The following is a 14722-nucleotide window of genomic DNA, read 5'->3' on the forward strand; positions in this document are numbered from 1 at the left end:
AATTATTCCTCCGCTGCGTTGTGGCGCAGACGGTTAATGCGGGACTCGCTCCACTGCTTGAGCAGCAGGATGAAGAGCGCCAGGATCAGCAACAGGCTGGCCACGCTGAAGGCCGCGACATGGTTGTACTCGTTGTAGAGGATCTCGACATGCAGCGGCAGGGTGTTGGTCACCCCACGAATGTGCCCCGAGACCACCGACACCGCACCGAACTCGCCCATGGCTCGCGCAGTACACAGCACCACACCGTAAATCAGGCCCCACTTGATGTTCGGCAAGGTCACGTGCCAAAACATCTGCCAACCGTTGGCGCCCAACAGGCGCGCCGCTTCTTCTTCCTGGGTACCCTGCTCCTGCATCAGCGGGATCAGCTCACGGGCCACGAAGGGGACGGTTACGAAGATGGTCGCCAGGACAATCCCCGGCAACGCAAAGACGATCTGAATATCGTGCTCCTGCAACCACGGCCCGAACAGGCCCTGGGCACCGAACATCAACACGTAGACCAGGCCGGCGATAACCGGGGACACCGAGAACGGCAGGTCGATCAGCGTCACCAGGATGCTTTTGCCACGAAAGTTGTACTTACTGACGCACCAGGCCGCGCTGACACCAAACACCAGGTTCAGCGGCACCGAGATGGCCACGGCAATCAGGGTCAGTTTCAATGCCGAGAGGGCATCGGGCTCAAAGATCGCACTGAAAAACGTACCCAGGCCCATTTTCAGGCCTTGGGACACCACGATGAACAATGGCAACAACAGGAACACGGCAAAGATCAGCCAGCCAAAACCGATCAGCACCCGTCGTGAAACTGCACTGCCACGGCGAGCGGCATTGGCCGAAGCGGCTGCGCCAAGGGAAGAGGTAGACATGGACAAAGCCTCCTTCACGGGGTTTCGATGCGCCGCTGCAACAAGTTGATCAGCAGCAGCAGAATGAAGGAAACCACCAGCATCAACACGCCGATAGCGGTAGCACCGGTGTAGTCGTACTGGTCCAGTTTGACCATGATCAACAACGGCAGGATCTCGGTTTTCATCGGCATGTTGCCGGCGATGAAAATCACCGATCCGTATTCACCGACGCCTCGGGCAAAGGCCAGGGCAAAGCCGGTCAGCCAAGCGGGCAGCAGCGCGGGCGCCAATACATAACGGAACACCTGCAAGGGTTTGGCGCCAAGGCAGGCCGCGGCCTCTTCGACTTCCCGCGGAATGTCGGCCAGCACCGGCTGCACCGTACGCACCACAAACGGCAAGGTGACGAAGGTCAGTGCCAGGGTAATACCCAGCGGCGTGTAGGCGATCTTGAAGCCCAGGTCGGTGGCGAACTGACCGACCAACCCGGTCGGCGCATACAGTGCGGTCAAGGCAATACCGGCAACGGCCGTTGGCAGGGCAAACGGTAAGTCGATCATTGCATCAATGATCTTGCGCCCCGGAAAGGTGTAGCGCACCAGCACCCAGGCCAGCAGCGTACCGATCAGGCCGTTGATTAGGGCAGCGTACAACGCAGTGCCAAAACTGAGCTTGAGCGCCGCCAGCACGCGCGGAGCACTGACGATGGCCCAGAACTGCTCCCACGTAAGCTGGGAGGCATGGACGAACATCGCCCCCAGCGGTATGAGCACAATCAGGCTGAGGTACACCAAGGTGTAGCCCAGCGTCAGCCCGAAGCCGGGTATGACGGGGGAGATACGACGTGACATAAAGGTCCTTGGTTGAACGCAGTAAGCCCGGAACGAATCCCGGGCCCATGCTGGCTACTGAACGGCTTTCATCCTGGCGGTGACCACTCACTGCGCCGTGTAGATCTGATCGAACACCCCGCCATCGTTGAAGAACTTGGGCTGCGCAGTTTTCCAGCCACCGAAATCTTTGTCGATAGTTACCAGATCCAATTTCGGGAACTGTTTGGCATACTCGGCCGCCACCTTCACATCACGCGGACGATAGAAGTTCTCTGCGGCGATCTTCTGCCCGGCCGGGCTGTACAGGTACTTGAGATACTCCTGGGCAATGGCCTCGTTGCCTTTTTTCTCGGCATTCTTGTCGACCACGGCAACTGGCGGCTCAGCCAGGATCGACAGGGACGGTACGACAATCTCGAACTTGTCGCTGCCGCCATCTTCCTTCAATGCCAGAAACGCCTCGTTCTCCCAGGCCAGCAGCACGTCACCCTGGCCATTGTTGACGAAGGTAATGGTCGAGCCACGGGCACCGGTGTCCAGCACAGGCACATGCTTGAACAGCTCCGTCACATACTCCTGCGCCTTGGCTTCACTGCCACCGGCTTTCAGGCCGTAGGCCCAGGCAGCAAGAAAGTTCCAACGCGCCCCCCCGGAGGTTTTCGGGTTCGGGGTAATCACCGACACGTCTTTCTTGATCAGGTCGCCCCAGTCCTTGATGCCTTTGGGGTTGCCCTTGCGTACCAGGAAAACGATGGTCGAGGTGTAAGGGGTACTGGCGTCCGGCAGGCGGGTCTGCCAGTTCTCCGGCAAGCCTTTGCCCAGCTTGGCGACTTCATCGATGTCGCCCGCCAGGGCCAGGGTGACCACGTCGGCGCGCAGGCCATCGATGACCGCGCGAGCCTGTTTGCCCGAACCGCCGTGGGACTGCTGGATCTTCACCTTGTCGTCCGGGTGAGCCTGCTGCCAGTGCTTGATGAACTCGGCGTTGTACTGCTGGTACAGCTCACGGGTCGGATCGTAGGACACGTTCAGCAGCTCGTAGTCCTTGGCGATGGCGGAACCGGCAAAAACGGCACTGGCGAGAGCAGCCAGAGCATAACGGCGAATGGACATGGTGAAGCTCCTGACGTTGGCTTTTCTTCTAATGTGTTGGCAGGTTGCTACGAGGCTTCAGCTCGCCTTGTTGCTGGCGTTCTGCAACCGGAATTTTTCCTTGCGTTCGATCTGGACGACTTGGGCGTTATGAACAGTGATCTCCACCGCGCCGAACCGCAGATCGCGCAGCGCGCTCTGGATCTCCCGCAGAATGGTGGCTTCGTCCTGTCCATCAACGCTACGCAACGATGCGCTCATAACCCGTACTCCTGTGGCTAAAGGGTGCCGTGCAGTAGCAGGGGATGTAAGCGACTGCGCTGGCTTGAGGGCAATCTTAGAGAGGGCTGAATATTCTTAAAAATACTATTTAAGAATTTTTATATAACTGTTAGTGCTTATCGCCAGCGCGGCTGGCTCCTAGGGGTGCTGCAACGCATGCAGGAGCCGGCCTTGCCGGCGATGCACAGGGTTTACCAACGCACTTGCTGCGCCGGAACCGGACGGCCATACCAATAGCCCTGCCCCAGGTCACACTGCTGCTCCAGCAGACATTGCGACTGCTCGGCATGCTCGATGCCTTCAGCCTGGATCTGCATACCCATGCTTCGAGCCAATGCAATGATTACCCGGACAATCGCCATGTCGTCTTCGTCACTCGGCAAACCGGCCACAAAGCCCTGGTCGATCTTCAGCTTCTGCACCGGCAGGCGCTTGAGGCGCAGCAGCGAGGAATAGCCCGTACCAAAGTCATCGATGGCCAGGCGCAAGCCAAGCTCACGCAAGCGATGCAGTTGCTCAAGCGCCACCTCAGGCTCTTCCATGACCGCACTTTCGGTCACTTCAAGCTCCAGAAAGGCAGGCGCCAGCTGGGTTTCGTGCAGCACCTGGGCGACATACTGGTAAAGGTCACGGTGCACGAACAAACGGCTGGAAACGTTCACCGCAACAAAGTCCAGGGTCTTGCCCTCGCGCTGCCATTGGACCATCTGCAGGCAGGCCTGGCGCATGACCCAGGTGTCGATATCGGAGATCAAACCCGTGCGCTCGGCAATCGGGATGAACTCTCCCGGCGGCACCAGGCCGCGTTGCGGATGCTGCCAGCGTACCAACGCCTCGACACCGATCATCCGCCCACTGCTCAGGTCGTGCACCGGCTGGTAGTACACCCGCAGCTCTTCCTGCTCCAGCGCCCGACGCAATTCGGCGGCGGTTTCTACCCGCTGCTGAGCGTGGGCGGTCAGCTCTTCGGTGTACAGCGCATAACCTGCACGACCATTGCCCTTGGCCTTGAACAGGGCCGAGTCGGCATTGCGCAGCAACTGCTCGGCACTGAGTGCATCACCGGGGAACAGACTGATACCGATACTGACACTGATGAACAGACGATGGTTGTCCAGCTCAATGGGTGCCTTCATGCCGTCGATGATGCTCTGCGCCATCACCGCCGCCTGGCCAAGTTGTGAGCAGTTCTCCAGCAATACCGCGAACTCATCGCCCCCCAGGCGCGCCAGCGTCACCCCTTCGCCGATCACGCCCTTGAGGCGTTCACCAACAGACTTGAGCAACTGGTCACCAATATTGTGCCCCAGGCTGTCGTTGATACTCTGGAAGTGATCGAGGTCGAGCAGCAACAGGGCGCATCCGCGCTTGTTGGCTTGCGCCGCCGCCAGCGCCTGGGCGGTACGGTCATTGAACAGCAGGCGATTGGGCAGGCTGGTCAACGGGTCGTGATGCGCCAGGTAGGCCAGCTCGCGCTCCGTGTGCTTGATTGCGCTAATATCGCTGAAAACAGCGACATAGTGGCTTACAAAACCGCTATCGTCGAGAATCGCGCAAATGGTTTGCCACTGCGGGTAGACCTCGCCGCTTTTACGTCGGTTCCAGATTTCGCCGCTCCACTCGCCCTTTTGCGCGAGGGCCGCGAACATCTCCTGGTAGAACTGCGAACCATGTCGACCCGACTTGAACTTGTTCGGCCGATGACCGATCACTTCCTCTTTCTGGTAGCCCGTGATCCGCATGAACGCGCGGTTTACATGCACGATCAAGCCCTGGCGATTGGTCACCAGTACCCCCTCAAGGGTGCTGTCGAAGACTGCCGCGGCCATTCGCAGGCGCTCCCGGTCTTCGCGACGCAGACGTGCCCCGACGCCGATAAACTTCAGCAGGCGTACACGCGAATAGAAGATCAACAGGGTGCTGCAGAACACCCACACAAGGGCGTTGACCATCTGCCAGTGCAATAACTGGGCAGGATCATCGAAAAGACTGCTTAATATTTGGTCAGACAGCCCAAGCCACAGGACTGATAACACCAGGTAGAGCGCAGCCGTGCGCAGGGCATCTCGTGCAGAAACAGACATAGTGTGTTTGGGCAGCCCAGATCAAAAGTTGGCGCATTATAGGACAGAAACATCCAGCGACCGTCTATCAAAAAGGCCGACTGGTTTTATTTATGTTGCGAAGGATAATGTCACCTGCTGTTTTCTTCGCTTTACGAGGGCCAACCCGGCTATGTGGTACAACGGTTTACTCGATTTATCCGCTTGGCAACTGCTGGCAGTCACGCTGCTGATGACCCACGTGACCATTGTCAGCGTCACGGTTTATCTGCACCGCTATTCCGCTCACCGCGCGCTGGAACTCAACGCCGGGCTCAAGCATTTCTTCCGTTTCTGGCTGTGGCTGACCACCGCACAGAACACCCGTGAGTGGACCGCCGTCCACCGCAAGCACCACGCCAAGTGCGAAACCGTCGACGACCCGCACAGCCCGGTCGTAAAGGGCCTGTCCACGGTGATGCGCAAAGGGGCCGAACTCTACCGGGAAGAGGCACGCAATCCGGAAACCCTGCGTATCTATGGCAAGAACTGCCCAGAGGACTGGATCGAGCGCAACCTCTACTCGCGCTACAAGCTGGGCGGCATCGCCCTGATGGCAATCATCGACCTGCTGCTGTTCGGCACCATCGGCATCACCATCTGGGCCGTGCAGATGATGTGGATTCCGTTCTGGGCCGCCGGCGTGGTCAACGGCCTTGGCCATGCTGTCGGCTACCGCAACTTCGAGTGCCGCGACGCCGCGACCAACCTGGTGCCGTGGGGCATCATCATTGGTGGCGAAGAACTGCACAACAACCACCACACCTACCCGAATTCGGCCAAGCTCTCGGTCAAACGCTGGGAATTCGACATGGGTTGGGCCTGGATCAAGCTGTTCAGCCTGTTGGGGCTGGCCAAGGTGCAACGTGTCGCGCCCATCGCCCACCGGGTTGCAGGCAAGGGCCAACTGGACATGGACACCGCCATGGCCATCCTCAACAACCGTTTCCAGATCATGGCGCAGTACCGCAAGCTGGTGATTGGTCCGTTGGTCAAACAGGAGCTGGCACGGGTCGACGGCTCGGTGCGTCATCAGTTCCGCCGCGCCAAGCGCTTGCTGTCTCGTGAAACCAGCCTGCTGGAAGACCGCCATCACCTGCACATCCAGAGCATGCTCGAGCACAGCCAGACACTACGCACCATCTATGAAAAGCGTCTGGCACTGCAACAGATCTGGGCTCGCACCAGCGCGAACGGCCATGACATGCTGGCCGCAATAAAGGACTGGGTACATGAAGCCGAAGCCAGCGGCATCCAGTCGCTACGCGAATTCGCTGCCCAGTTGAAAACCTACTCGCTACGCCCCGCCCTGGCCTGATGCCGTTGATCGGCGCGCCCTTCCCAAGGGCGCGCCGACCGGAACTTCAGCACACTTTCCAGCTCTTACAAGCATATCGTCCGCGTGGCGGGCCGGGTCGTGGCCGCACGCCCTTGCCTTTTGAGAAGCTGCGCGCCAATGGTCAAGCATACGCCCACCTCCATGCCCCAACACCCACCGCCCGAGGCCGCTCAGACCCTGCTGGACCTGATGCATGCACAAGGTGAAGTGGCTCGCCTGAGCGAACGCGAACAGCTGTTCAGCTCGCTGCTCGACAGCGTCAATGCCGTGCTCTGGGCCTTTGACTGGGAAAGCCGCAAGGTGCTCTACGTCAGCCCGGCGTACGAGCGTATTTTCGGTCGCCCCGCCAACTTGCTGTTGGCCGACTACAACGCGTGGCGCAACAGCGTTTTCCCGGAAGATCTGGAGTACGCCGAACGCAGCCTTGCCGAAGTACTGGTCAAAGGCGCCGTGGAAAACCGCGAGTACCGCATCCTGACAGCCGACGGCCAGCTTCGCTGGCTCAGTGACAAGTGCTTCATCAACCAACAGACTGACGGCGATCAACGGGTAATCGTGGTTGGTATCGCCGAAGACATCACCGAAAAAAAGCAGCTTGAAGGTGAACTGCAACGCCTGGCGACGACCGACGTGCTGACCCAGAGCAGCAATCGCCGGCACTTCTTCGACTGTGCCCGCAGCGCCTTTGCAAAGGCCCGCCAGGATGACACCGCCCTGTGCTTCCTGCTGCTGGACATTGATGACTTCAAACAGATAAACGATACCTATGGCCACCCGACCGGCGACCAGGTGCTGCTGCGCATCGCAGACAGCGGCAAAGCCGTCCTGCGCCGCGGTGATCTGTTCGGACGAATCGGCGGCGAAGAGTTCGCGGCGATATTCCCTGACTGCACGCCGGAAATGGCGCAGCACATTGCCGAGCGCTTGCAACGCGAGATCCAACGCCTGAGCTTCAGTCACGAAGATCAAACCTTCGGGGTAACCGTCAGCCAAGGGCTGACCGGCATTGTCGATACCGACAAAACCCTCGACAGCCTGTTCGCCCGTGCCGATGCGGCGATGTACCAGGCCAAGCGACAAGGCAAGAACCAGATTGTTCTAGGCTGAGCGCTGGCGCGCCAGCGCAGACGACAGCAATCAGGCACTCACCCCTTGCGCAAACGCCTCAACTCGCTTGCGCCAACCTTGAGCAGGCGTGCTGCCTTGCTCTCGGCGATGGCGTCCAGCGATGTCTCGGCGGGCAAGTGCACCAGTTGCCCGACCAGGTTCATGACCAAGGCTTCCCGCGAGTAGACCCCACCGCCAAGGTGGTACACCCCCGCGATCAACTCACGCAGTTCCAGCGGCAGGCGCCAGCGTGTACGCAGTGCCGAGCCATAGGCCGCCGCTGATTGCGACAGGGCCAGTTCGACACTGGCTTCGTCCAGCTCACCACCGGCCAGGCGCCATTCCTGCATACAGCGCAACACCGCCAACTCACCCAGGCAATGGAGCAAACCTGCGCAGTAACAGCGTTCCTCATCCAGTTCAAGGATGCGCGCCAGGGTGCGGGCATACTCTGCCGTATGCAACGACAGCGCCCAGTAACGCTCGGCATAGCCAGACAGCAGTGGATCATCGAGCTTGGCGCTGCGCTTGAGCGCAAGGCCGAGAATCAGGTTCATGCTCTGGGTCGAGCCCAGTTTGTTCAGGGCCTGCAACAAGGACTGTACCTGCCCGTCATGATGCACCGCAGCGCTGTTGGCAGCTGCAATCAACACGGCGGTGATCTGCGGATCGGTGCGGATCTCTTCCTCCAGGACCTTCAGGTTCAAACCCGGTGCCTTCAGACTGCGCTTGACCGCTTTCTGAACATCGGCCAGCAGCGGGCCACCGTCAGCGGTAGCGCGGCGGTCCTCAAGAAAACGCGTCAATGTCATGCTGGCTGGCAGCGACGGCACAGAACAGGCAACTGGCGCACCGGCCGAAAGCAACAACTGCTCCAGACGCTGACGCAGCGAATCCATGTTCAAGGGTTTGCTCATGTACGCGGTAGGCGCCAGCGGCAAGGCCTCTCGCACACTGGCACTGTCGCTACGGCTACTCAACAAAATGAACGGCAACGGCGGCTGACGGCGCTTGGCACGCACCGAGCGCAGCAGGTCAAGACCATCCAGCCCGGGCAATTCACGCGAGGCAATGATCAGGTCAGGCTGGCTGGCCAGCGCAGAGAGCGCCTCATGACCATCAGCGCACACCTGCAGGGACGCATCACAGCGCACATCCAGCAACACCTGAGTCAGCATGTCTCGTACCCATGGGTCGCCTTCGGCGATCAACACACAGGGCTGGCCGGGTGAATCTGCAACAGTCATACGGTTCTCCTGAAAACGTCTGCATGCAATCCACTGCACCCTCCAAGATGTCCATTGCTGGCTACCTTAGTACGCCGCCCATTCCTTTGGCATAAAAAAAACCCGCCGAAGCGGGTTTTTCTTTAGCGCGTCACAGTTTACGCGAGTTCGGCGAAGCACTCTTCAATGATTGCCAGGCCTTTGTCCAACTGTGCGTCTGGCGCGGTCAGCGGAACCAGGATACGCAGGACGTTGCCGTAGGTGCCGCACGACAGCAGGATCAGGCCCTTGTCGCGTGCCTTGGCTACAACCTGAGCAACGGCAGCAGGGTTTGGCGTGTGGGAGTCCTTACCTTCGAAGACTTCAACGGCGATCATCGAACCCAGGGCACGCACGTCACCGATCACTGGGTACTTGTCCTGAATCTTGCGCAGGCCAGCAACCAGGCGCTCGCCAACAGCGTTGCTGCGCTCCAGCAGTTTCTCTTCTTCGAACACTTCCATCACGGCCAGAGCAGCGGCACATGCGATCGGGCTACCGGCATAGGTGCCGCCCAGGCCGCCTGGAGCGATAGCGTCCATGTATTCGGCCTTGCCGCAAACACCGGCCAGTGGGAAACCACCAGCGATGGATTTGGCGAAGGTGGTCAGGTCTGGGGCAACACCCATCTGCTCCATCGCGAAGAAGGTGCCAGTACGGCCAGCGCCGGTCTGTACTTCGTCAGCGATCATCAGGATGCCGTGCTGGTCGCACAGGGCGCGCAGACGCTTCATGAACTCTTTAGGCGCAACGTAGAAACCACCTTCGCCCTGTACTGGCTCGATGATGATCGCGGCGATGTCTTTTGGCTCAGCGTCGTTCTTGAAGATGCGCTCGATGCTGGCGATCGAATCGTCGACGCTCACACCGTGCAGTGCGCATGGGTACAGTGCACGGAAGATGCCGCCTGGCATCAGGCCCATACCAGCCGAGTAAGGCACGACTTTACCGGTCAGGCCCAGGGTCATCATGGTACGACCGTGGTACGCGCCGGTGAACGCGATCACGCCGGTACGGCCAGTGGCAGCACGGGCGATCTTCACGGCGTTCTCAACGGCTTCGGAACCGGTGGTGACCAGCAGGGTTTTCTTGGCGAAGTCGCCTGGAACCTTGGCGTTGATCTTCTCGCACACTTCAACGTACGGCTCGTAGGCCAGTACCTGGAAGCAGGTGTGAGTCAGCTTGTGCAGCTGTTTTTCAACAGCGGCGATGACTTTCGGGTGCACGTGACCGGTGTTCAGTACCGCGATACCGCCAGCGAAGTCGATGAACTCGCGACCTTCAACGTCGGTAACAGTGGCGTTCTTCGCGCTGTCAGCGAAGATTGGGTGGATCTGGCCAACACCGCGTGGGACGGCGGCTACACGGCGTTGCATCAAGGATTCGTTGGTCTTGTTGCTCATGAACATGTCCTCATTCGCCACACAGTGGCGTAGTTTCAAGGCTTGGGCGACCGGGGTTCAACTGCCACAGCATGCGCTGATCGACTGCTACAGGATCCGGGGCGCCAGGTATCGGCTTGTGTCTAAAAAGGCCAGCGAGGCGTCACTCTCGCGCCTCGCTGGCAGAGGTAAAACGTTAACCGGCGATCAAACGCTGATGCACAGGTATTTGATTTCCAGGTAGTCCTCGATGCCGTACTTGGAGCCTTCACGGCCCAGGCCCGAAGCCTTGATGCCGCCGAACGGTGCGACTTCGTTGGAGATCAAACCGGTGTTGATACCGACCATGCCGTATTCCAGCGCTTCAGCAACACGGAACACACGGCTCATGTCGCGGGCATAGAAGTACGAGGCCAGGCCGAATTCGGTGTCGTTGGACATGGCGATGACTTCAGCTTCGTCCTTGAAACGGAACAGCGGTGCCAGCGGGCCAAAGGTTTCTTCCTTGGCCACAGCAGCCGTCTTCGGTACGTCGACCAGTACGGTCGGCTCGAAGAAGTTGCCCTCGATCAGCTTGCCACCGGTCAGTACCTTGGCGCCTTTGCTAACGGCGTCAGCAATGTGCTCCTGGACCTTGGCCACAGCCTTGTGGTCGATCAGCGGGCCAGTGGTGGTGCCTTCTTCCAGACCGTTGCCGATCTTCAGTTTGGCGACCGCTGCACGCAGCTTCTCGGCGAAGGCATCGTAGACACCATCCTGCACGTAGATACGGTTAGCGCAGACACAGGTCTGGCCGTTGTTGCGGTACTTGGAGATGATCGCGCCTTCAACGGCCTTATCCAGGTCTGCGTCGTCGAACACGATGAACGGTGCGTTACCGCCCAGTTCCAGGGAAACCTTCTTGATGTCCTTGGCGCATTCGGCCATCAGCTGGCGACCGATTTCGGTCGAGCCGGTGAACGACAGCTTGCGCACGATCGGGTTGCCGGTCAGCTCGCTGCCGATGTCGCCAGCGCTGCCGGTCACCACGCTCAGCACGCCTTGCGGAATGCCGGCACGGTGCGCCAGCTCAACCAGGGCCAGGGCCGAGTAAGGGGTCTGCGAAGCAGGCTTGAGCACCATGGTGCAACCAGCGGCCAGGGCTGGGCCGGCTTTACGGGTGATCATCGCCGCCGGGAAGTTCCACGGGGTGATCGCGGCAGTAACACCGATTGGCTGCTTGATAACGATCAGGCGCTTGTCTGGCTGATGGCCAGGAATGGTGTCGCCGTAAACGCGCTTGGCTTCTTCAGCGAACCACTCGATGAAGGAAGCGGCATAGGCGATCTCGCCCTTGGCTTCGGCCAGTGGCTTGCCCTGCTCGGTGGTCATCAGACGCGCCAGGTCATCCTGGTGCTCAATCATCAATTCAAACCAACGACGCAGCTTGCCAGCGCGCTCTTTGGCGGTCAGTGCGCGCCAGGCTGGCAGCGCCTTGTCGGCGGCCTCAATGGCACGGCGGGTCTCGGCGGCGCCCATCTTCGGCACGGTGCCGATGATTTCGCCCGTTGCCGGGTTGTTCACCTTGATCGTCTGACCGTTGTCCGCGTCCAGCCAGATACCATCGATATAGGCTTGCTGGCGGAACAACTGGGCGTCTTTAAGCTGCATGTCGGCGTCCTTAACAGCACCGTGCGCACACGGAGCGAATTGTTGATTGTAAAAAAGGAGCCCTCAGGTGGGGCTGCCGTCAGGAATTCACACACCGGGCCAGCCCACGAAACCACCGTCGCAGGATCAGGCACCACGCAAGAGCGTTTGAAATCTCAAACGAATCCTAGGATTAAAGGGGTTAAAGGACAATAGGCTGTTCGAAAAAAAGAACAAAAAGCTGCTCAAAGAACCTTTTTTCGGATCAACGTCACTTATAGCCCCTTCAGTGTGCGAAATCGACTACAGATTCTGACGATGGACGCCGACAGGTGAGATGGGTATCATGGCGCCCGCGTTGCACTCGTAGCTCAGCTGGATAGAGTACTGCCCTCCGAAGGCAGGGGTCGTGGGTTCGAATCCCGCCGAGTGCGCCATATAAAACAAGGCCTTAGGTGAAAACCTAGGGCCTTTTGTTTTTCATGTGTCCAAAATGTGTCCATTCTGTGCCCATCCAAATTGGCACTCGGAATGAAGCGACAGCATTTTGACCACTGCCCTTATCTGCAGGGCGCTGCTAGACACTAATGGCTTTTATGAGCGGTGACGCGCAAGGCGTCACTCAGCCTCTCCGGGTAACTCAGTTACTCGCTTCAGTAAATCGCCCAACTCGCACCCCAGATACTCACAGAGCAGATCAATGTGATCCGTCGAGGTGTTGTAGCCGGGCGTGTTGGCTATGCGTGACAGCGTGGCTCTCGAAATGCCCGTGGCATCACTCACGTCTTGCAGGGTGATTCGCCGCTTTTCTCTGAAGGACTTCTCGTCCAGCTGTTGTTTGAACATCACGCGAATCATGGTGGGTGACCTTGCTCAGGTAGGTCACTCATTTTGCATTCGACTCAAATTTGAGTCAAAAACAGCTTGAAAGTCTCAAATGACTCGTTATTATCAAATTCGAGCTAATAAGCTCACATTTGATTCATTTGAGTCTGGAGAGAGAAATGAGTGGAATTTATCTGACAACTGATGAGCTGTCCCAACGCATCAAATACGACGCACGGACTATCCGTAATCGCTTGAAGGATTCCGTACTGCTGGAAGGCATTCACTACTTCCGCCCTTTTGGCGGTCGGAAAATTCTTTTCATCTGGGAAGCTGTCGAGCGCGACATGGTGAAGTTTTCACGCGGTAATGGCTTTGGTATCCCAATGGCCAGTGGTGGTGTTTGCCATGGGTAAGATCGTCGCGCGAAAAGAGACGGGAAATCTGTTCTTTGATTTCCGCTATCTGGGCAAGCGGTGTCGCGAGCAAACCACGCTCGCCGACACGTCGACCAACCGTAAAAAGCTGCAGAAGCTCCTTGATCGAATCGAGGCCGAGATCACCCTTGGCACCTTTGATTACAACGAGTACTTCCCTTCAGGAAGTCAGGCTCAGGTGATCAGCAGGCTTAAGGCCGGGCGCGGGGATTCGAAAGTACCGATCTTTCGGGACTTCGCCGAACTCTGGTTCGACGAGAAACAGATGGAGTGGCGGCAAAGTCACACCAAAACAGTACGGCTGACACTTGAAAAACACCTGCTGCCTAATTTCGGCAAGCAAGAGGTCAGCGCCATCACCAAGGCAGACGTCCTGGCTTTCCGTTCGGCACTCGGCAAAGTCCCCGGGCAGAAAGGTCAGAGTCTGTCAGCGACGCGAATCAACCACATCATGACGCCATTGCGCATGATCCTTAATGAGGCGGCTGACCGTTTCGAGTTTACGTCACCCTTCCTCGGCATCAAATCCCTGAAGGTGCCCAAAACGGATGTTGAACCTTTCACCCTGCAAGAGGTGCTGCAGATCGTGAACTCGGTCAGGGAGGACTTTCGCCCGTACTTCAGGGTGAGGTTCTTCAGCGGGATGCGCACCGCCGAGATTGACGGCCTGCAGTGGAAGTATGTCGATTTTGACCGCCGTCAGATTCTAATCCGAGAAACCTGGGTGGGCGGCAAGCTCGACTACACCAAGAACGACGGCTCTCAGCGTGAGATCGATATGTCCGGTCCCGTTTATGAGGCGCTTAAAGAGCAGCAGAAACGCACAGGCAATCAGCAGTTCGTGTTTTGTACCCACCAAGGCACGCCCCATGAGTACCGAAATATCAGTAACCGCGTGTGGTACCCACTGCTCCGCAATCTAGGTCTGCGCAAGCGCCGTCCTTATCAGAGTCGGCATACCGCCGCAACGCTATGGCTTGCTGCGGGTGAAAACCCAGAGTGGATTGCTCGGCAAATGGGGCACACGACAACCGAGATGCTGTTCCGTGTCTATTCCCGCTATGTGCCCAACCTTACGCGCCGGGACGGCAGTGCTTTCGACAACCTGATTAAAGCCAACCTGCAAGGGTGAGGATCGAACCGATGAAACTGATCAAACATGGCAACGTCATCAGCCTGAGTACGTCCTTGGAAGTACGCGAGAAACGCTATCTAAAGCACCTGGCTTCGGCCCTCAGCCACTACTTGGAAAACCCACAGGGCAGTGAGTTGGTTTTCCGACTGGGCTCAGGTTACGAGAAAGACAATCGGCAGGCGTTGGATACGTGGGTGAGCTATCACCGTGATGAGATCTTCGCGAAAAGGCTAGAAGGCCAAAACCCTCTGGACTACCTGATCAACAAAATCGAGCAGCTTGTCCAGAGCTGAAAGAACCACTCAAGGGGCCCGTAGGGCCCCTTTTCTATTGGTGCGAGTGCACTCAGGTAGTGACGCAAAAGGATGAACTTGGCTAAAGACTCATCGCCCAAACATGATCAATAGCTATTCTACTGCATAAAAAGCAGTTGACTG

At 58.4% G+C, this 14722-nt stretch carries 14 protein-coding genes and 1 tRNA gene; 6 read left to right on the forward strand and 9 right to left on the reverse strand.

Translation table 11 applies throughout. From position 1 onward, the window contains the following. Nucleotides 1-2 precede the first annotated feature (2 nt). The 5 genes from cysW to dibA form a co-directional block, all read right to left on the reverse strand. Entirely contained in the window at nucleotides 3-875 is an 873-nt protein-coding gene (gene cysW / locus CYD26_RS09865; protein ID WP_102052496.1) for a sulfate ABC transporter permease subunit CysW, read from the reverse strand. 14 nt (nucleotides 876-889) lie between these two features. Beyond that, the gene (gene cysT, locus CYD26_RS09870) at nucleotides 890-1708 is read right to left on the reverse strand and encodes a sulfate ABC transporter permease subunit CysT (RefSeq protein ID WP_099776278.1); all 819 of its coding nucleotides are present in this window, start codon (nucleotides 1706-1708) and stop codon (nucleotides 890-892) included. Between the two features lie 87 nt (nucleotides 1709-1795). Further along, complete coding sequence (locus CYD26_RS09875) at nucleotides 1796-2803, reverse strand: sulfate ABC transporter substrate-binding protein (RefSeq protein WP_102052497.1); 1008 nt, start codon at nucleotides 2801-2803, stop codon at nucleotides 1796-1798. 57 nt (nucleotides 2804-2860) lie between these two features. Beyond that, nucleotides 2861-3043 carry a sulfur starvation response protein OscA gene (gene oscA, locus CYD26_RS09880; protein WP_065761641.1) on the reverse strand — a complete coding sequence of 61 codons (183 nt, stop codon included), beginning with the start codon at nucleotides 3041-3043 and terminating at the stop codon, nucleotides 2861-2863. Nucleotides 3044-3255: 212 nt separating this feature from the next. Next, nucleotides 3256-5148 (reverse strand): phosphodiesterase DibA, encoded by a 1893-nt coding sequence (gene dibA / locus CYD26_RS09885; RefSeq protein ID WP_102052498.1) that lies wholly within the window; start codon nucleotides 5146-5148, stop codon nucleotides 3256-3258. A 151-nt stretch (nucleotides 5149-5299) separates the two neighbouring features. Here dibA and desA point away from each other — a divergent pair, with 151 nt between their 5' ends. Beyond that, nucleotides 5300-6484, forward strand: coding sequence for a delta-9 fatty acid desaturase DesA (gene desA / locus CYD26_RS09890; RefSeq protein WP_099776284.1), 1185 nt, complete (start codon nucleotides 5300-5302; stop codon nucleotides 6482-6484). A gap of 138 nt (nucleotides 6485-6622) precedes the next feature. Further along, nucleotides 6623-7612: a sensor domain-containing diguanylate cyclase gene (locus CYD26_RS09895; RefSeq protein ID WP_102052499.1), complete on the forward strand. Its 990-nt coding sequence runs from the start codon at nucleotides 6623-6625 to the stop codon at nucleotides 7610-7612. A 38-nt stretch (nucleotides 7613-7650) separates the two neighbouring features. Here CYD26_RS09895 and CYD26_RS09900 read toward each other — a convergent pair whose 3' ends face one another. From CYD26_RS09900 to gabD, 3 genes are all read right to left on the reverse strand, one after another. Beyond that, on the reverse strand, nucleotides 7651-8859 hold the full coding sequence (locus CYD26_RS09900; protein ID WP_102052500.1) for a response regulator: 1209 nt from the start codon (nucleotides 8857-8859) through the stop codon (nucleotides 7651-7653). Between the two features lie 137 nt (nucleotides 8860-8996). Further along, a complete protein-coding gene (gene gabT, locus CYD26_RS09905) occupies nucleotides 8997-10280 on the reverse strand; it encodes a 4-aminobutyrate--2-oxoglutarate transaminase (protein WP_102052501.1) in 1284 nt (427 codons plus the stop codon). A gap of 186 nt (nucleotides 10281-10466) precedes the next feature. Beyond that, nucleotides 10467-11909 (reverse strand): NADP-dependent succinate-semialdehyde dehydrogenase, encoded by a 1443-nt coding sequence (gabD, locus tag CYD26_RS09910; RefSeq protein ID WP_065761378.1) that lies wholly within the window; start codon nucleotides 11907-11909, stop codon nucleotides 10467-10469. A gap of 339 nt (nucleotides 11910-12248) precedes the next feature. Between gabD and CYD26_RS09915 the strand changes: the two genes are divergently transcribed. Then, a tRNA-Arg gene (locus CYD26_RS09915) sits at nucleotides 12249-12325 on the forward strand. A gap of 181 nt (nucleotides 12326-12506) precedes the next feature. Here the strand turns inward: CYD26_RS09915 and CYD26_RS09920 are convergent. Beyond that, on the reverse strand, nucleotides 12507-12746 hold the full coding sequence (locus tag CYD26_RS09920) for a helix-turn-helix transcriptional regulator (RefSeq protein WP_033898926.1): 240 nt from the start codon (nucleotides 12744-12746) through the stop codon (nucleotides 12507-12509). 146 nt (nucleotides 12747-12892) lie between these two features. Here CYD26_RS09920 and CYD26_RS09925 point away from each other — a divergent pair, with 146 nt between their 5' ends. Genes CYD26_RS09925 through CYD26_RS09935 form a run of 3 tightly spaced genes read left to right on the forward strand, consistent with a single transcriptional unit; the run spans nucleotide 12893 to nucleotide 14578 of the window. After that, nucleotides 12893-13129 (forward strand): hypothetical protein, encoded by a 237-nt coding sequence (locus tag CYD26_RS09925; protein ID WP_102052502.1) that lies wholly within the window; start codon nucleotides 12893-12895, stop codon nucleotides 13127-13129. Beyond that, nucleotides 13122-14282 carry an Arm DNA-binding domain-containing protein gene (locus tag CYD26_RS09930; protein WP_102052503.1) on the forward strand — a complete coding sequence of 387 codons (1161 nt, stop codon included), beginning with the start codon at nucleotides 13122-13124 and terminating at the stop codon, nucleotides 14280-14282. Before CYD26_RS09925 ends, CYD26_RS09930 begins: the two co-directional genes overlap by 8 nt. An 11-nt stretch (nucleotides 14283-14293) precedes the next feature. Further along, nucleotides 14294-14578 (forward strand): hypothetical protein, encoded by a 285-nt coding sequence (locus tag CYD26_RS09935; protein WP_102052504.1) that lies wholly within the window; start codon nucleotides 14294-14296, stop codon nucleotides 14576-14578. The last annotated feature ends 144 nt before the right edge of the window (nucleotides 14579-14722 follow it).

Origin of the sequence: Pseudomonas sp. FFUP_PS_473, from assembly GCF_002858665.1 — a bacterium.
Taxonomy (GTDB): Bacteria; Pseudomonadota; Gammaproteobacteria; order Pseudomonadales; family Pseudomonadaceae; genus Aquipseudomonas; species Aquipseudomonas defluvii.